Origin of the sequence: Streptomyces abyssalis (genome assembly GCF_001751365.1) — a bacterium.
Taxonomy (GTDB): Bacteria; Actinomycetota; Actinomycetes; order Streptomycetales; family Streptomycetaceae; genus Streptomyces; species Streptomyces abyssalis.
Window position 1 is genome coordinate 160,797 of record NZ_LJGT01000038.1, and the last position, 17,664, is coordinate 178,460.

Below are 17,664 nucleotides of genomic sequence, written 5' to 3' on the forward strand. Positions count from 1 at the left end.
CCCCGCCGCGGGGCGCGACGGGCAGCGCGGCGAGGGCCGCGGCGTCGCCGCAGGCGGGAGGGGACCGCTCAGGCGGCCGCGGTCGCTGCGGCCGGTTCCTTGCTCCGGTCCTTCGGCTGCCCGCCCGTACCGCGGGAGGCCGCATCCCCGCGGGAGCGGGTTCCCTTGAGGAGGAGGACGAGCCCCGTGGTGACGATCGTGCCCGCCGCGATCGCGACGAGGTACAGCAGCGGGGAGCCGATGAGCGGCACGACGAAGACACCGCCGTGCGGTGCCCGCAGCGTGCTCCCGAAGGCCATCGTCAGCGCGCCCGTCACCGCGCCGCCCGCCATGGAGGAGGGGATGACGCGCAGCGGGTCGGCGGCGGCGAACGGGATGGCTCCCTCGGTGATGAAGGAGCCACCGAGCACCCATGCCGCCTTGCCGTTCTCGCGTTCGGCCGTGGTGAACAGCCTGCCGCGTACGACAGTCGCGAGGGCCATGCCCAGCGGAGGAACCATTCCGGCGGCCATGGCGGCTGCCATCACGGTCAGGCTTCCGTTGCCGGGGTCGGAGGTGGCGATGCCCCCGGTGGCGAAGGTGTAGGCGACCTTGTTGACGGGGCCGCCCAGGTCGAAGCACATCATGAGCCCGATGAGCAGGCCCAGCAGGACGGCGTTGGTGCCGGTGAGGCCGCCGAGCCAGTCCGTCATGGCCTTCTGGGCACCGGCGACGGGCTTGCCGATGAGCAGGAACATGAGCGTGCCGACGACGGCCGAGGAGAGCAGGGGTATGACGACCACGGGCATGATGCCGCGGAACACCGGCGGGATCGCGATCCGCTGGACCGCCATCACCAGGGCGCCGGCCAGCAGGCCCGCGACCAGGCCGCCCAGGAAGCCCGCTTCGATCTCGACGGCGACGGCGCCGCCGACGAAACCGGGCACCAGGCCGGGCCGGTCGGCCATGCCGTAGGCGATGTAACCCGCGAGCACCGGTACGAGGAAGCTGAAGGCGAGCTGGCCGATCTGGTTGAACAGGGCCGCCCAGCTGGAGAGTTCGGTCCACGCGAAGTGGTCGGCGACGGACTTGGCCTCGGCGATCCCGTAACCGCCGATCGCGAAGGAGAGCGCGATGAGCAGACCGCCCGCGGCGACGAACGGGACCATGTAACTCACGCCGGTCATCAGCCACTTGCGCAGCCGGGTGCCGTAGCCGTCCCCGGGCTCGCCCGCGGCGTCCACGGGGGAGCCGGTGCGGGCGGGCCCGGAGATCTCGCCGCGCTCGGCCTTGCCCCGTACTTCCGCGATGAGTGCGGCGGGACGGTTGATGGCGGCCTTCACTCCCGCGTCGACGGTCGGCTTGCCCGCGAAGCGTTCCTTCTCCCGGACCTCCACGTCGTGCGCGAAGATCACTCCGTCCGCGGCGTCGATGGCCGCGGGGTCGATGCGGTCGAATCCGGCGGATCCCTGGGTCTCCACGGAGACTTCGGCTCCCGCCTCCCGCCCGGCCCGTTCCAGGGACTCGGCCGCCATGTAGGTGTGCGCGATCCCGGTGGGGCAGGAGGTGACGGCGACGATGCGGAAGGGGCGGCCCTCCCGGCCGTCGCCACTGTCCTGCTCCGACGCAGGAGCAGGCGCAGGCGCAGGCGGCTGAGCCGACGGGGATTCCTCGGGAGACGGCGGCTCTCCGGGCGCGGCCCCGCTCGCTCCGGCCCGTCCCGCTCCTCCCGCTCCTCCGGCCCCTTCGGCCGCTCCGGCCGCTCCGGCGCCGACTGCCCCTGATGCGGCTTCAGCCGACGGTGTGTCGCCCCGTATGTCGCCCCGTATGAGGGCCGCGGCCCGCGCGGGGTGGGTGACCGTGCGCAGGGCTCCCGTGAAGTCCTCGTCCGCCAGGTGCCGGGCGAGGCTGGAGAGTATGCCGAGGTGATCGCTGTCGGCCCCGTCGGGGGCGGCGATCAGGAAGACCAGGTCGGCGGGCCCGTCCGCGGAACCGAAGTCGACGGGGCGGGCAGGGCGGCCGAAGGCGAGCGTCGGCTCGGTGACGTGTGCGCTGCGGCAGTGCGGTATGCCGATGCCGCCTTCGAGGCCGGTCGGCATCTGGGCCTCCCGGGCGGCGACGTCCGCGAGGAACCCTTCGAGGTCGGTTACGCGGCCTTCCGCGAGCATTCGCCCGGCGAGCGAACGTGCGGCTTCTTCCTTGGTGTCCGCGGCCAGGTCGAGGTCGACCAGATCCGCGTTGATCAACTGACTCATCGCACGGCTCCATCGGCGCTGTCGGGCAGGGCATGGCCCAGGGGCGGGCCCGGAGGCCGGCCCAGGGGGTGGTCCAGGGGCGGTTCGGTCGTCACGGTGACGTCGTCGGGGTGCAGATCCGCCGGGCGCGGCATCGCGCTGCCCGGCAGCTGCACCGCGGCCAGGCCATGTGCGACTGCCGAGGTCAGTGCCTGCGGACCGGCACCGGCACCTCCCGCGGCGAGGAAGCCGGCGAGCGAGGCGTCGCCGGCGCCGACGTCACTGCGTACGGCTACGGACGGGGCGGAGCCGAAGTATGTGCCGGTGGCGTCGACCAGCAGCTGCCCGGTGGCTCCGAGGCTGGCGAGGACCGCACCGGCGCCCGCGTGCCGAAGGTCCTCGGCGGCCTTCAGCGCGTCGCCCACGGTGGCGAGGGGGCGGCCGACGGCCTCGGCGAGTTCGTCGGCGTTGGGTTTCACGACGTCCGGCCGCTCCCGCAGGGCGGCGGACAGGGCAGGTCCCGAGGTGTCCAGGGCGATACGTATGCCCTGCTCGTGAGCGCGTGCGACGAGCCCCGCGTACCAGGCGGGCGGCAGTCCGCGCGGCAGGCTGCCACAGCAGACGATCCAGGCGGCGCCGGCTCCTGCCGCGCGCTCCCCCACGGTCTCCATGAGCGCCTCGGCCTCGTCGGAGCTGATCTCCGGACCGGCGGCGTTGATCTTGGTGAGGCTGCCGTCGGGCTCGGCGAGCGAGATGTTGACACGGGTCGACTCCCGTACGGGGACGCCCGCCACCTCGATGCCCCGCCGCCCCAGCAACTCGGCGAGCAGCGCTCCCTCGGGCCCGCCGAGCGGCAGCACCGCGACGGTGCTCCGCCCGGCGGCGGCCAGGGCACGTGAGACGTTGACGCCCTTGCCGCCGGGGTCGACCCGGTCGGCGGCGGCGCGCAGCACGGCTCCCCGCGCCAGACGGTCGACCTCGTACGTACGGTCAAGGCTCGGGTTGGGGGTGACGGTGACGACGGCCCTGGGCACACGTCCATCAGCCGACGGGCCGCCGCTCCTGGCATCGGTCCCGCCGCCGCTCCGGCCATCCATCCCGTCGCGGGCCCGACCACCCGTACGGTCGCCGGTCCGGTCGTCGTTCATACGCGCCTCACCTGGGGACCCTTGCGCTCGATTGCTTCGGCGTCGTCGGCGCTGAGGCCGGTGTCGGTGATGAGCAGGTCGACGTCGTCGAGGCCGCCGAAGCGGGCGAAGTGCTCGCGTCCGTACTTGGTGGAGTCGGCGAGCAGCACGACCCGTCGCGCCGCTCCCATGACCGCGCGCTTGACCGCCGCCTCGGCGAGATCGGGGGTGGTGAGTCCGCCCTCCAGGGAGAAGCCGTTGGTGGCGAGGAAGAGCAGGTCGGCGTTGATCTCTCCGTACGTGCGCAGGGCCCATGCGTCGACCGCCGCGCGGGTGCGGTGGCGTACGCGCCCGCCGACGATGTGCAGGTCGATGCCCGGATGGTCGGCCAGCCGGGCGGCCAGCGGGAGGGCGTGGGTGACGACGGTGAGCGCCGCGTCGACGGGTACGGACGCGGCCAGGCGCCCGGTGGTGGATCCGGCGTCGAGGAGAACGCTGCCGTCGGAGGGCAGTTCGCCGAGGGCGGCCTGCGCGATGCGGTCCTTCTCGTCCGGGGCCGAGGCCTCGCGTTCGTTCAGATCGGGCTCGAAGTCGAGCCGGCCTGCCGGGATGGCGCCGCCGTGCACGCGCCGGATGACGCCGGCCCGGTCAAGAGCCTTCAGGTCGCGCCTGACGGTCTCGGCCGTGACCTGGAACTCCTGCGCGAGCGCGAGCACCTCCACACGGCCCCGCTCACGCGCGAGGTGGAGGATCTCCTGCTGGCGCTCCGGTGCGTACATGTGACTTCAGTTCCGTTCCGCTGCCCGAACGTGTGACTTCGCGGGCACGTTACGAGCACATGCGCCGAAAGTAAACACACCTGGGCATGCGAACAGACACGTACGGACCTACGGAGTACGGACGTAGGGCTACGACGCGGCTACGGCGTACGGACAGGCACTCGCCACGCGCGGACGCCCGGGCGCCAGGGGCCGGGGCAAGAGAAGAGTCCCGGCGCTCGGGGGAAGGCACCGGGACTCGTCCTGGGAGCGGCTCATCGAGCCGAGCCGCTGTTCACTCTGTGCGGTTGTCCTTCTGTCGCCCGTCAGGCGGCCGCGTCGAAGCCGGTGTCCGACGCGAGCTTCTTCAGCTCCAGCAGGGCGTGCTTCTCGATCTGCCGGATGCGCTCACGGGTCAGCCCGTGCTGCTTGCCCACCTCCGTGAGGGTCCGCTCCCGCCCGTCGACCATGCCGTAACGGGCCTTGATGATGGAGGCGGTGCGGGAGTCGAGACGGCCGATGAGCCCGTCCAGCTCCTCGCGGCGCAGCAGCGTCAGCACCGACTGCTCGGGCGACGCGGCGGAGGTGTCCTCCAGCAGGTCGCCGAACTGCGTCTCACCCTCCTCGTCGACGGACATGTTCAGGCTGACCGGGTCACGTGCCCAGTCCAGTACGTCGACGACGCGCTCGGGCGTGGAGCTCAGCTCGGCCGCGACCTCCTCGGGCTCCGGCTCGCGCCCGTGCTCCCTGTTGAACTCGCGCTGGACGCGCCGGATGCGCCCCAGCTCCTCGACAAGGTGCACGGGAAGCCGGATCGTCCGGGACTGGTCGGCGATGGAGCGCGTGATGGCCTGGCGGATCCACCACGTCGCGTACGTGGAGAACTTGAAGCCCTTGCGGTAGTCGAACTTCTCGACGGCACGGACCAGGCCGGCGTTGCCCTCCTGGATCAGGTCCAGCAGGGGCAGTCCGCTGCGCGGATACCGCCGGGCCACGGCCACGACGAGACGGAGGTTGGAACGGATGAAGACGTCCTTGGCGCGCTCCCCCTCGGCGACGATCGCTTCCAGCTCCTCGCGGGTCGCGGTCGCGCTCGCGGAGTCGCCGCTCAGCGGCTCCTCGTCCTTGTCCAGTATTCGCCGGGCGTATACCCCCGCCTCGATGGCGAGGGACAGCTCCACTTCCTTTGCCGCGTCCAGCAGCGGTGTACGGGCGATCTCGTCGAGATACATGCCGACCAGGTCGCGGTCCGCGACTTCGCTGCCTGCGGCGCGAACACTGCTTGCCGTGTCAGTGGCACCGGTCGCGGCGGCCTGACGACGGGCGACGGCACGGGTTGCCATGCGTGCTCCCTTGCGAGTGGACTCAAATCAATCTGGTCGGTGGCTTGGGTCGGGCACTGCCCGGGTGCCCCCATCCGTAGGAAACAACGAGCGGAAACCGGACTTAATTCCCAACCGCCGCGTCATTTTCCTGATCATGCAGTACCCTGTCCGGCCGCCAGGGAGCGGCCTGTGGCGGATGGGGGCCTTGGGGCACTGGTCGGAGCGGGTGCCGGGGGATGATCCGAAGGCGCCGCGTGGAGTCCGGGAGTCCGGGAGTCCGGGACTCCGTGGCCGATCCGTCGTCCGGGGCGAGGCCCGTGCTCCGGGATCCGGGATCCGTGCGGCGAGCCGTCCGCCGTCATCGGCACCGTTCGTCACGCCTGCCGGGCAAGCGTGACTGACCGCTCTCCCCCCTACAGACGGCCTTGAGGCGCGATTGGTTGCACGTAGGGCCGGATTGCACGGAAAAAGGCGGCTCTCAGGCAGTTCGCGAGCCCCGCGGGTGCCGGACGCGGGACCTCAGGGCCCGATGCGGAAGCGGCGGGGCCGCATCCGGCCAATCTCCGACCGGGCCACGGAAACCGCGTCCCTGCCTGTCGGCCACCATTCGCATCACTCACACGGCCCACCTCGCCGCAAGACAGTCACATCGCCCGCATCACTCGCACCACTCGCACCGACCGGGGCCGGCGTCACAGTGATTGACTGCCGAAGGACGGGGAAGTTGCGACTTCAACGACTCCCCGCGCTGAGGGACGTGTACAAACGCGTGCCGGTGGCACCGCAGCACAGAGAAACCGCAAGTCACTTGGACAGGAGTTCCATGAGCACCCCGACTCCGGCCGACGCCGCCTCTGCCCAGCTCAAGGTCGCCGTCATCTACTACTCCTCGACCGGCACCGTCGCCGCCCTCGCCAGGGAGATCGGCGAAGCCGCGGAGAAGGCGGGCGCCGAGGTCCGGCTGCGCCGCGCACCCGAACTGGCGCCGCAGTCCGCGATCGACTCCAACCCGGCGTGGGCCGAGAACCAGCAGGCCACCGCCGGGACGGCCGAGGCCTCCCCCGACGACGTCGAGTGGGCCGACGCCGTACTCTTCGGTACGCCTACCCGCTTCGGAAACGTCTCGTCCCAGCTCAAGCAGGTGCTCGACCAGCTCGGCGGTCTGTGGGCGCAGGGGAGGCTGGCCGACAAGGTCTACAGCGGATTCACCTCTTCCGCCTCCCCGCACGGCGGCCAGGAGTCGACGCTGCTCGCCCTTTACAACACCTTCCACCACTTCGGCGGCATCGTCGTCGCCCCCGGATACACCGACCCGTCGAAGTTCGTGGACGGCAACCCGTACGGCACCTCGCACACCGACGCCCACGGCGACAACCCGGTCGGCGATACCGCCCGTACGGCTGCGCGGGTGCAGACCGAACGCGTGGTCCGCATCGCCCGGGGACTGAAGGAGGGGCTCGCGGTCTGACCCGACCCGTGCGGGGCGGCGCGCCCCGCGCGGACCGCGCCAGCACCCGGACCGACCCGGCCCGCACCGGACCGAACCCGGCCCGAACCCCGCCCGCACCGGACCGAGCCCCGGCCCGCGCCCGGGGCCGCCCACGCTCCGCACGCCCACGCGTGAGGGGCACCCCGTCCGCCAGTGGTCTGGACCGATGAACATCAGCGCGGCGTCTGGCCCTCCATACGCCCCGCTGCAACGATGTGCGCTCCCGTATGCCTGTAGGCCCGTATGCCCGGCTCCATGTGGCCCCCTGTGAGGAGCACTCGTATGCAGCAGACGCCGCCACCGCAGTCCACCACCCGCAGACAGATCCTCGCCGGAGCAGCCGGAGCAGCCGGCATCGCGGCGGCCACCGCCCTCCCGTCCGGCACGGCGCACGCGGCCACGGCCGCCGACGACGCGCGTACGCGGCGGGCCGCCCGCGCCCTGCTGGGGCGCATGTCGCTGAAGGAGAAGATCGGGCAGCTCTTCGTCGTCGAGGTCTACGGGAAGTCGGCGGATTCCGCGCACGACAAGAACAAGGAGCTGTACGGGGTCTCGACGCCGGCGGAGGTCGTCGCCAAGTACCGCCCGGGCGGCGTCATCTACTTCGACGCACGCCGCGGCCCCGACAACCTCCAGCAGCCCCGCCAGATCGCCGGGCTCTCCAACGGCCTTCAGCGCGCCGCCCTCCGCACCGGCGCCCGCATTCCCCTCCTGGTCTCCATCGACCAGGAGGGCGGCAGCGTCGTCTACCGCATGCTGGAGCCGGCCACGCAGCTGCCGGGCAACATGGCGCTGGCAGCGGCCCGTTCACGCGGCGACGTCCGCCGCTCGTCCGAGATCATCGGAACCGAGCTGGCCGCGATGGGCATCAACCAGAACTACGCGCCCGTCGCCGACGTCAACATCAACCCGGACAACCCGATCATCGGCGTCCGCTCCTTCGGCTCCGACCCGGCCCTCTGCTCGGACCTGGTCGCCGCGTCCGTGCGCGGCTACCACCGCGGCGAAGTGTCCAGCGCCGCCAAGCACTTCCCCGGTCACGGCGACACCGACGTCGACAGCCACACGGGCCTTCCCGTGATCAAGCACACGCGCGAAGAGCTGGAGAAGATCGACCTGCCGCCCTTCCGCGCCGCCATCGCCCGCGGCGTCGACACGATCATGACGGCCCACATCGTCGTCCCCTCCCTGGACTCCAGCGGCGTCCCGGCCACCATGTCGAAGCCCATCGTGACGGGGCTGCTGCGCGAGGAGCTCGGCTTCCGCGGCCTGATCGTCACCGACGCCCTGGACATGGGCGGCGCGACCGAGGACTTCCCGCCGGACGTCGCCCCCGTACGGGCCCTGAAAGCAGGCTGCGACCAGCTCGTGCTCGCGCCGAAGGCGGACACGGCGCACGCCGCCGTGCTCAAGGCCGTCGAGAGCGGCGACGTGCCGGAGGACCGGGTCGACGCGTCGGTGCTCCGCATCCTCGAACACAAGCTGCGCGGCGGCCTCTTCCCGCGTCCGTACGTCGACGAGGACCGGGCCGCCCGCGTCGTCGGCAGCCGGCGTCACATCGCGGACGCCGCCCGCATCACCGACCGCACGGTCACGCTCGTACGCAACGAAGGCGGCACGCTGCCCCTCTCCCCGGGAGCCCGTACCGTGCTCGTCACCGGCTGGGACACCGACAGGGTCGGCATCCTCGCCCGTACGGTCGGCGAGCGGTCCGGCCAGGAGGCCACCGCGCTGGCGACCGGCGCGACGCCCGGCGCGACGCAGATCGAGGACGCCGTCACCGCAGCCGGCGACCACGACGTGACGGTCGTGCTGACCAACGCCGCCGCGTCCGCCAAGGACAAGGGCGCCGCCCAGGCCGATCTGGTCAAGGCGCTGGTGAAGACCGGCAAGCCGGTCGTGGCGGTCGCGGTGCGCAACGCCTACGACATCCGCCGCTTCCCCGGCGTGCCGGCCTGCCTCGCCACGTTCTCGTACGGGAAGCCGTCGCTGGACTCCGTCGTACGCGCGCTGTACGGGGACGTGAACCCGAGCGGCAAGCTGCCGGTCAGCATCCCGGCCCTCGACGAGGACGAGGGGACGCTCTACGAATTCGGGCACGGGCTCAGCTACTGACAGGGCCCGGCCGCGTGGCGGCCGACGCGCCCGGCCGCGGAGAGCCGGCCGGTCGGCAGCGCCCCGTCCACCGGAACCGGAGCCCTTCCGGTGGACGGGGCGCTGTGCTGTGCGCACGACGTTCTGTGCGCACCACCGGCCGCTCTCCCGTCACAAGGGGACGTTCGGCCCTTCATCGGGACCTCCCGGGCCCTCGGCGCCGTCCCGCGCCGGCAGGAGGCTGGCGGGTGAGAACGCGCACGCGGCCCGGACCGGTGCCCGGCGCCGGGGTCCGGAGCCGCGACCGGCGGCTCATGCCAGTAACGCCGAGGAGAGAAGCACAGGGAGAGCTCATGCCTTCCACCTCATTCGCACGCGGCGAGGTGGTCGAGAGCCTTGTCCGCGACGCATGCATGGCGCCGTCGATGCACAATGCGCAGCCGTGGACCTTCCGCTACAGCCGCCGCAGTGAGGCCCTGACGCTGCGCATGGACGCGGAGCGCGCCATGCCGCTCGCCGATCCGCAGCTGCGTGCGCTGCACCTGGGCTGCGGGGCGGCCCTGTTCAATCTGCGGGTCGCGGCGCAGAACGCCGGATTCCGTCCCGTCGTCACGCTGCTGCCCGACCCGGACGACCGGCAGACCCTGGCGGCCCTGTCGCTGCGGGAGACGGCCGGGGCGCTCGACCCGGACCTGCCGCTCCTGTACACGGCGATCGCGGAGCGGCGCACGAGTCGCTACCCCTTCGCGGAACGTCCGATACCGGCCGCGCTGGCGAAGGTGCTGGTGGAGCAGGCGCGCGCCGAGGGTGCGGTGCTGGAGTTCCTCTCCGGCTGGCACCTGTCGCTCGTGCTCGACGTCATCGAGGAGGCGGAGCTGAGCTCGGCGCGCACCGGCGACCCCGACGAGCAGAGGTGGGTGCGTACGGGCGTGAAGCTCTCGGACGCGGTCGCGGACGGCGTGCCGGAGTACAGGTTCGGCCCCCGCAAGGGAGACGGCAGGGCGCCGGTGCGGGACTTCGCCCGCGGAAGGAGTGACTCCGGCCCGGGTTCTGATCCCGGTTCCGGCATGGGTTCCGGTCCGGGGCAGGATCCGGGCTCCGGCCCCGGTACGGCTGAATTCGAGCACATGCCGCATCTCGGGCTGCTGTGCACCGAGCACGACCATCCGGCCGACTGGCTGGTGGCGGGGCAGGCCATGGAGCGGATGCTCCTGATGGCCACGCGGGAGGGACTGGCGACCTCACTGGCCACGCAGGCGCTGGAGCGCTCCGAGCTGCGATGGCTGCTGCGCGATCCGGTGTGGGGCGCGGGCCCCGTGCAGATGGTGGTCCGCCTGGGGTTCGGATCGCTGGGGCGGTCGACGCCGCGCCGCCCGGTGGGGGAAGTGCTCGAGTTCGTCCCGTGACTCGGGTCCGTCCCGTGACTCAAGTCCGTGTCGAGGGGACTCGGCTCCGTTCCGAGGGGAATCCGGGGCTCGGCCGGACCCGGCGCTAGTCCCGTTTGCTCCATCTCGGACCGACCGTGGCCCACTCCCGTTCCCAGTCCTTGTCGCGTCCGGCGTCCAGCCTGCGCCGCACCACCCACGCGCCGCTTCCCACGAGGAAGCAGGTCCCCACCGCGACGGCGCCTCCCGCGGCGCCGCTCTCGACGCTCACCTCGGTCGCGTCGGGCGGCGGCTGGTGCGGCATGCCCCGCCCGTCCAGCCACAGCTGGACGCGTGTGCCCTCCGGCGTGCCCGTCTCGACCGGCGCCCGGCCGGACCGCGAGCGGCCGTCCGCGGTCTCCCAGCTGACCTCGGTGAGCACCGTCGGGTCGTCGGAGACGGTCGAGACGCCGTCCGTCGTGGGCGCGTCCTCACGCAGTACGGCGGACGTCCGGTGGAGGCCCGGCTGGTCGCGGAGGTTGCCCGCGACGGCGTCCGAGGCCAGCGCACCCGTGAGCGGCGCGGTCACCGCCATGATCAGCCCGGCGGCCAGCCCCGCCCACGCCTCGGCACGGTCGGAGCGGCGCTTGAGCGGGTTGTTCCGCCAGCGCCACAGCCATCTCCTCGTCCTCATGTGCCGACTCCCCTCACGACGGCAGACCGGACACGTGAGCGAGGTGACCGGCGGGCCGCCCGCTAAGGGGGCCGGAAGGTCCACCGATGGTGGTACGAGTGGCCCCCTCCGCTGCCCGCCTGGGGCCGTTCGGCCCTATTCGGGCGGTGCCCGGCGGGGCGAGGATGCGGGCAGCACCCGTTGCGAGGGGAAGCAGTGCGACATGAGCGAACTGCGGACGTACTCCGAGCAGAACCCCATCAGGGTCCTGCTGCTCGATGACCACGAGGTGGTACGGCGCGGCGTGCACGACCTGCTGGAGGCGGAGTCCGACATCGACGTGATCGGCGAGGCGGCCACCGCCGAGCAGGCGCTGGCCCGCGGGCCCGCGCTCCGTCCGCACGTCGCAGTCCTGGACGTGCGGCTGCCGGACGGCGACGGCGTGACCGTCTGCCGTGAGCTGCGCTCCCGCATGCCGGAACTGGCGTGCCTGATGCTGACGTCCTTCGACGACGACGAGGCACTGCTGGACGCGATCATGGCCGGCGCCTCGGGTTATGTCCTGAAGCAGATCAAAGGCTCGGACCTGGTCTCGGCCGTACGCACGGTCGCGGCGGGCCAGTCCATGCTCGACCCGGCGACCACGGCCCGGCTCATGGGCAGCCTGCGCGGCCCGGACGCCCGCGAGGAGGACGGCAAGGACGACGCCTTCGCGGGCCTGTCGCCGCGCGAGCGGGACATCCTCGACCTCATCGGGGAGGGGATGACGAACCAGGAGATCGGCAACCGGCTGTTCCTGTCGGAGAAGACGGTGAAGAACCACATCTCGCGGCTCCTGGCCAAGCTCGGCGTGGAGCGGCGCGTTCAGGCCGCCGTGCTCGCGACGCAGGCGCACGCGCAGGAGCGCAACGGACACCGCCGCCACTGACGGGCCCGGCGCCGCGGGGGGCGGCCCGGGCGCCGCCGGGCGCCGCCTGGTGCCGCGGGCGCCGCCTGGCGCCGCCGATGCCGCCCCACCGGCCGGTGGGCCGAGCCCGCAGACCGCCGCCCCGGGCACCCGGCCCGCCCGCGCCCGCCCGACGGCCCGCCGCCGAGGAGCGCCGCTCTCCCCCGTAGCCCACAGTCCCCGCCCGGTCGCCCGGCTCCCCCGGCCAGTGGGGGCGAAACCGCAGACTGCCCCCGGGCACCGGCCCGCCCAACGCTCAACCGCCGAGGAGCCCCGCTCAGCCTCGCAGCTCACAGTCACCCCGCCCGGTCGCCCGGCTCGCCGGCTCCGCCGGCCGCTCACGTCTCCCGGGGGCGCTGCCCCATCGGCCGGGGGCCAGGCCACCGACTACCCCTCCCGGCACCCGGCCGCCCGCGCCCCGCCCGACGCTGAGCCCGACGGGCTCGGCACATGCAGGCGGGCCGTGCTCGCGACGCAGGCGCACGCGCAGGAGCGGAACGGACACCGCCGCCATTGATGGCCCCAGCGCCCGAGGGGCCCGGGCGCCGCCGGGTGCCGCTTGGTGCCGCGGGCGCCGCCCCACCGGCCGGTGGGCCGAGCCCGCAGACCGCCGCCCCGGGCACCCGGCCCGCCCGCGCCCGCCCGACGGCCCGCCGCCGAGGAGCCGCGCTCAGCCGCCGACCGGCCCGATCCGTCCGATCGAGCCCTCCGCCCCGTCGGCCGGCTCGCCCGGCTCCGCCGGCCGGCCGCCGTTCGCCGGCTCTCCCGTGGCGCCGCCCGCTCCGGTGCCGGTCAGCGGAACCCGCCACGTCACTCTCGTACCGCCGCCGGAGGGCGTGCCGAGGCGCATGTCGCCGCCCAGGCGCTCGGCGCGGTCGGCCAGGTTCTGCAGCCCGCTGTGGTGAGCGCCTTCCGGAATTCCGGTGCCGTCGTCCGCGACGGTGAGCGTGAACGCCTCCCCGGTCGTCTCCGCCGCCACCTCAACCCTGTTCGCTCCCGCATGCCGCGCGACGTTCGACAGGGCCTCCCGCAGCACCGCCACGGCCTCGTCCGCGACCCCGTCCGGCACATCCGTGTCAAGCAGGCCCTCCATGCGCAGCACGGGCGTGAAGCCCAGCGCGGACGAGACGTCCTGCACCGCCTCGGTCACGCGGCTGCGCAAGCCTTCGCCGCCCGAGTCGTTGTCGTGCGCGCGCAGCCCGAAGATCGTCGAGCGGATGATCTTGATGGTGGCGTCGAGGTCGTCCACGGCTCTCAGCAGCCGCTCGCCCGCCTTGGGGTGGTCCACGAAACGTACGGCGCTCTGCAGCGTCATGCCCGTCGCGAACAGCCGCTGGATCGCCAGGTCGTGCAGGTCCCGGGCGATGCGGTCGCGCTCCTCCAGCAGCGTGATCTGCTCGGCGTCACGGCGCCGCTCCGCGAGTTCCATCGCCACTGCCGCCTGCCCGGCGAAGGCGCTCAGCGGCGCGATCTGCGGCTCGGCGAAGGGCGGGCGGGGCTTGGCGCGGGCGAGGAGAAGCACGCCGCTGGCGGCGTCCTCGGCGATCATCGGCACCGCCACGGCGGGGCCGAGCCCGGCCCAGCGCGGCGGTCCGGCCGTGATCCGCGGATCGTGCTCCACGTCGGCGCTCGTGGTGACCTTCCCGGCGTCCATCGCGGCACCCGCGAAGGAGCCCTCACGGGGCAGCAGCAGCCCCCTGTGGTGCTCGGCGTCCGTGCCCGCTGCCACCGCCACCCGGAGGGCCCGCCCGCCCTCCTCCGGGAGCGCGAGGACGCCGAGATCGGCGGAGAGGATGGTGCGGGCCAGCTCCACGATCAGCCCGAGTACGCGCCGCTCCCCGACCCCGGACAGCAGGGCCCGCGTGACCTCGGCGTTCGCCTCCATCCAGCGCTGGCTGTAGCGCGCCTCCTCGTAGAGCCGGGCGTTCTCGATGGCTACGCCCGCCGCCGCCGCGAGGGTCGACAGCACCGTCTCGTCCTCGCTGTCGAACTCCCCGGCGTCCCGCTTCTCGGCGAGGTAGAGGTTGCCGAACACCTCGTCCCGTACCCGGATCGGCACCCCGAGGAAGGAACGCATCGAGGGACTGTCCGGCTGAGAGCCCGGCGAGGACGGATGCCGGCCGAGCTCGGGCAGCCGCACGGGCAGCGGGTTCCGGACCAGTTCGCTCAGCGGTCCGCCACCCGTCGGCAGCGAGCCGATCGCTTCGGCCTCCTGCTCGGTCACGCCCACGGGGATGAACTCGGAGAGGTTTCCGTCCTCCCCGATCACTCCGAGTGCGCCGTATTCGGCGTCGACGAGCAGCACGGCGGCTTCGGCGATCCGCCGCAGCACCTGGGAGAGCTCCAGCTCCCGGCCGACGGAGAGCACCGCGTCGAGCAGGCTGTGGATGCGGTCCCGTGTGCCGCGTACCGCATCGATCCGCACCTGCAGCTCCTCCAGCAGGTCGTCGAGCTGCATACGGGGCAGATGGCCGGGACCTCCGCCGTCCATGTCATGCACAGCGCCGCTGTTGCTCATCGGCCCTCCGCACGGATTGGGAGGAATTGTCTGTTTCTCTAGTCCAAACAGTAGCCGCTGAATAGGCCGAACGGCACCGGAGCGGCCGTCCCCGGCGGCCGGGCGGCCCCGCGCGTACGGGACGACCGGCGGCACATCGGGACTCCTCCGCCCCTCCTTCACGCACCGTCCCGAGCGGACACTGAACCTCGGGGAGGGCTTGGGACCTCGGGCAGCTCGGGTGAGCCGGGGAAGGCCTGGGAGGTGGGGCCGATGCCGAACCGCACCGTCGGCGAGCTGATGGCCGAGCCGGGCGTCCGCGTCCACCGCGGCACCGCCGCCGGCGAGGTGTCCAGGCTGCTGGACGAGCACGCCATAACCGCCGTCCCGGTCGTCGACGACGAAGGGTGCCCCGTGGGCGTCGTCTCCCGCGGAGACCTGCGCGCGGCCGTGCCCACCGTCCGGGCGGACGGCGGCCCCGGTCCGTACGCTCCCCGCCGCACCGGTCCCGGCCCCGCTCCCGCCTCCCGCAGGCGGCCGTCGTACGCCGCCGTGACCGCGGGCGAGATCATGGCGAGCCCCGCGGTCACCGCCCGCCCCGGCTGGCCCGTCGCGCAGGCCGCCCGCACCATGGACCGCCGCCGCGTCAAACGGCTGGCCGTCGTGGACGGTACGGACCGGCTCGTCGGCTTCCTCAGCAGGGCGGACCTCCTGCGTGTGTTCGTACGGCCCGACCGTGCCGTACGGCAGGAGATCGCGGGCGACGTCCTGGACCGCACCCTCGGCATCGGACCCACTCAGGTGAGGGTCACGGTGACCGACGGCCGCGTGACGCTCCAGGGCATCGTCGAGCGCCGGGCCCTGCTGCCGCTCGTGGACCGGCTGACGTGGGGCGTGTACGGCGTCGTCGAGGTCCGCAACCACCTGGCGTACCTGACCGACGCGCCCACAGGAGGCCCGTCACGCGCCGGCCGGAGCTGAGCCGCCGGCCGTTCGGCGCCGGCGGGAGCTGAGCCGCTGGTCAGGGGTGTTCTCCCACGCCCGTCCGCAGCTCCCGCAGGCGGCCGCCGCGCAGCTTGTGCCGCAGGGGCGGCGTGTCCGTCCCCGCCACGTTCCGCAGTCCGCCGAGGAAGGCCGCCACCGCCTCGTCGGCCGTCCACCGCGGCGTCCAGCCGAGCTCCCGCCTCGCGCGTCCCGTGTCCATCAGCGGCAGCCGCAGCACGGCGTCGAAGAGGTGCGGGGAAGCCGGCAGCAGATGGGAGTGCCAGCCCGCCGCGAGCGCCGTACGCACCGGCCGCAGCGGCATCCGTACGACACGGGCGTCGAGCAGCCCGGCGAGCACATCCGCGTCGACGACGGGATCGGCCGCGAGGTTGAAGGCGCCGCGCGCCGTGCCGGTGACGGCGAGGCGGTAGGCCTGGGCGGCGTCGTCGGTGTGCAGCGTCTGCATCCGCAGACCGGGAAGGCCGGGCACCAGCGGCACCAGTCCCGGCCGTACGAGGCGCTGCGGCAGGAACGGCCCCGCGAACAGGCGGCGCTGCTCGCTCGCCGCCTCCTCCTTGAAGAGGAAGCCGGGACGCATGCGCACCACGCGGATGTCCGGGTGGTCGAGTTCGAAGCTGTCCAGCGCCCTCTCCAGATAGGACTTCTCGCGGCAGTAGGCGGCCTCGGGCCAGCCGTGCGTCGGCCAGCTCTCGTCCACCTGACGGTCCTTCGGCCCGGGCGAGTACGCACCCACCGACGAGGCGTGCACCAGTGCGGGCACCCCCGCCTCCGCTGCGGCGGCGAAGACGCGGAGGCTGCCGAGCACGTTGGTGCGCCAGGTCGTGGTGGGACGGTGCGTCGGCTGGAAGAGCCACGCGAGGTGCACGACCGCGTCGGCGCCGCGGAAGAGCCTGGTCAGGCCGTCGGAGCGCCCGTCCCGCTGGGCATCTTCGCGGCCGACGTCCGCTGAGGCCCATGTCGTCTTCGGCGGCGACCAGCCCGGCGTGCGGCGCGCGACGCCGAGCACGGAGCCGACCTGCGGGTCGTCGGCGAGGGCTCGCACCACGCTCGTACCGGCGTTGCCGGTGGCGCCGACGACGACCACGCGCAGCCCGGCGCCGCCCGCGCCCGCGGCCGACGTGCCGCCTGTGCCTTCGGTGGAGGGGTCAGGAGTCATCAGGGGTTCCTCTCGTCGCCCGTTCGTCGCCCGTTCGTGGAACGTCCGCCAGGTGCCCGTCGGTGCGGGCGTCGCGTCGGGCCGTCCGCCGTCCGTACGTCGTCTCGTTCGTCGTTCGTCTCGTTCGTGGTTCGTCTCGTTCGTCGGTCGTCTCGTTCGTCGGTCGTCTCGTCCGTCGGTCGCCCGCCCTCGCCGCCGTACCGTTCAGCCGCTCGCGCGCCCCGAGGGCAGCACGTCACGGATGTCCGCCGGAAGGACGTCCTCCAGCTTCCGCATCAGTTCGGGCGCCACGGCGGCGTCGAGGACCTCCAGGACCGCGCCCGCGCGGCGCAGGGCCTCCTCCTCGGACGTCTCAGCCCGCCATGCCACCCGCCCGGCGAAGACGGGCAGGTCGAAGCGCTCCCCGCGGACGCGCCCCTCGGCGCGCTCATGCGGCGAGGTCTCGTGTACGGCGACGACGCGGCGCAGCGACTCGGCCGCCTCGTGCGGGAGCTGTGCCGCCAGGTGCGCGGCGACCCCGTCGGGCACCCGCTCCCCGACGGTCTCCAGGGTCGCGCGTACGGACTGTTCCGCCGCCTGCCTGCTCCCGAGGTCGGCTCGTGCCTGCACCTGTCCGGTGAAGTCCTCGTAGCGCATCGCTCCTGCCATCCCCTCCGGTTCGGTTCCGTCCCGGTGGTCCGCGGACCGGTTTCGGGTCGGGGTCCGTACGGGCCGGGGCCTCCGGTCCGCACGTTCCGTTCCGTCCGTGGCCGTCCGCTTCCGGGCCGTCCGTCCCCGTGGCCCGGGTGACCGCGAGCGGCGGTTCCGACACACCCGCTGTCGGGCGTCGGGCTTCCGGTGTCACGTCCGCCCGCCTGCCCGTCCGGAGCGCGCGAGCAGCTGCTCCCGCGCCTTCCGCCCATCGGCGAGCGGGACCTCCCGGGTACGGCGAAGTCCCTCGGGTACCGGCGAAGTCCTTGGGCGGGGGAAGCCCGGCCATGCTGCCGTTCAGCGGACTGACCGCGGGGTCGGACAGGT

13 protein-coding genes are annotated in these 17,664 nt (G+C 73.3%); 5 read left to right on the forward strand and 8 right to left on the reverse strand.

Annotated features, from left to right (window positions below):
• Positions 1-68: 68 nt before the first annotated feature.
• From AN215_RS08005 to AN215_RS08020, 4 genes are all read right to left on the reverse strand, one after another.
• Positions 69-2,234 carry a PTS fructose transporter subunit IIABC gene (locus AN215_RS08005; RefSeq protein WP_070013281.1) on the reverse strand — a complete coding sequence of 722 codons (2,166 nt, stop codon included), beginning with the start codon at positions 2,232-2,234 and terminating at the stop codon, positions 69-71.
• Positions 2,231-3,361: a 1-phosphofructokinase gene (pfkB, locus tag AN215_RS08010; protein WP_245694341.1), complete on the reverse strand. Its 1,131-nt coding sequence runs from the start codon at positions 3,359-3,361 to the stop codon at positions 2,231-2,233. The genes AN215_RS08005 and pfkB overlap by 4 nt, the downstream gene beginning before the upstream one ends.
• Positions 3,358-4,119, reverse strand: a complete 762-nt coding sequence (locus AN215_RS08015) for a DeoR/GlpR family DNA-binding transcription regulator (protein ID WP_070013279.1) — start codon at positions 4,117-4,119, stop codon at positions 3,358-3,360. The genes pfkB and AN215_RS08015 overlap by 4 nt, the downstream gene beginning before the upstream one ends.
• 305 nt (positions 4,120-4,424) lie before the next feature.
• Positions 4,425-5,441, reverse strand: a complete 1,017-nt coding sequence (locus tag AN215_RS08020) for a sigma-70 family RNA polymerase sigma factor (RefSeq protein ID WP_070013278.1) — start codon at positions 5,439-5,441, stop codon at positions 4,425-4,427.
• Positions 5,442-6,246: 805 nt separating this feature from the next.
• Between AN215_RS08020 and wrbA the strand changes: the two genes are divergently transcribed.
• The 3 genes from wrbA (at position 6,247) to AN215_RS08035 (ending at position 10,412) form a co-directional block, all read left to right on the forward strand.
• Positions 6,247-6,891 (forward strand): NAD(P)H:quinone oxidoreductase, encoded by a 645-nt coding sequence (gene wrbA, locus AN215_RS08025; protein ID WP_070013277.1) that lies wholly within the window; start codon positions 6,247-6,249, stop codon positions 6,889-6,891.
• A gap of 303 nt (positions 6,892-7,194) precedes the next feature.
• The gene (locus AN215_RS08030; protein ID WP_070013276.1) at positions 7,195-9,027 is read left to right on the forward strand and encodes a glycoside hydrolase family 3 protein; all 1,833 of its coding nucleotides are present in this window, start codon (positions 7,195-7,197) and stop codon (positions 9,025-9,027) included.
• 332 nt (positions 9,028-9,359) lie between these two features.
• Positions 9,360-10,412 carry an Acg family FMN-binding oxidoreductase gene (locus AN215_RS08035; protein WP_070013275.1) on the forward strand — a complete coding sequence of 351 codons (1,053 nt, stop codon included), beginning with the start codon at positions 9,360-9,362 and terminating at the stop codon, positions 10,410-10,412.
• Between the two features lie 85 nt (positions 10,413-10,497).
• Here AN215_RS08035 and AN215_RS08040 read toward each other — a convergent pair whose 3' ends face one another.
• A complete protein-coding gene (locus AN215_RS08040) occupies positions 10,498-11,064 on the reverse strand; it encodes an Rv1733c family protein (protein ID WP_070013274.1) in 567 nt (188 codons plus the stop codon).
• A gap of 202 nt (positions 11,065-11,266) precedes the next feature.
• On the opposite strand from AN215_RS08040, the gene AN215_RS08045 reads away from it, so the two are divergent.
• The gene (locus AN215_RS08045) at positions 11,267-11,971 is read left to right on the forward strand and encodes a response regulator (protein WP_070013273.1); all 705 of its coding nucleotides are present in this window, start codon (positions 11,267-11,269) and stop codon (positions 11,969-11,971) included.
• A gap of 688 nt (positions 11,972-12,659) precedes the next feature.
• On the opposite strand, the gene AN215_RS08050 is transcribed toward AN215_RS08045, so the two are convergent.
• Positions 12,660-14,507 (reverse strand): sensor histidine kinase, encoded by a 1,848-nt coding sequence (locus AN215_RS08050; protein WP_070031130.1) that lies wholly within the window; start codon positions 14,505-14,507, stop codon positions 12,660-12,662.
• Between the two features lie 252 nt (positions 14,508-14,759).
• On the opposite strand from AN215_RS08050, the gene AN215_RS08055 reads away from it, so the two are divergent.
• The gene (locus AN215_RS08055; protein WP_070013271.1) at positions 14,760-15,467 is read left to right on the forward strand and encodes a CBS domain-containing protein; all 708 of its coding nucleotides are present in this window, start codon (positions 14,760-14,762) and stop codon (positions 15,465-15,467) included.
• A 40-nt stretch (positions 15,468-15,507) separates the two neighbouring features.
• Here AN215_RS08055 and AN215_RS08060 read toward each other — a convergent pair whose 3' ends face one another.
• Together AN215_RS08060 and AN215_RS08065 are read right to left on the reverse strand one after the other, a co-directional pair.
• Positions 15,508-16,647, reverse strand: a complete 1,140-nt coding sequence (locus tag AN215_RS08060; RefSeq protein ID WP_070013270.1) for an NAD-dependent epimerase/dehydratase family protein — start codon at positions 16,645-16,647, stop codon at positions 15,508-15,510.
• A 204-nt stretch (positions 16,648-16,851) separates the two neighbouring features.
• On the reverse strand, positions 16,852-17,295 hold the full coding sequence (locus tag AN215_RS08065; protein ID WP_338057912.1) for a DUF2267 domain-containing protein: 444 nt from the start codon (positions 17,293-17,295) through the stop codon (positions 16,852-16,854).
• Positions 17,296-17,664 lie beyond the last annotated feature (369 nt).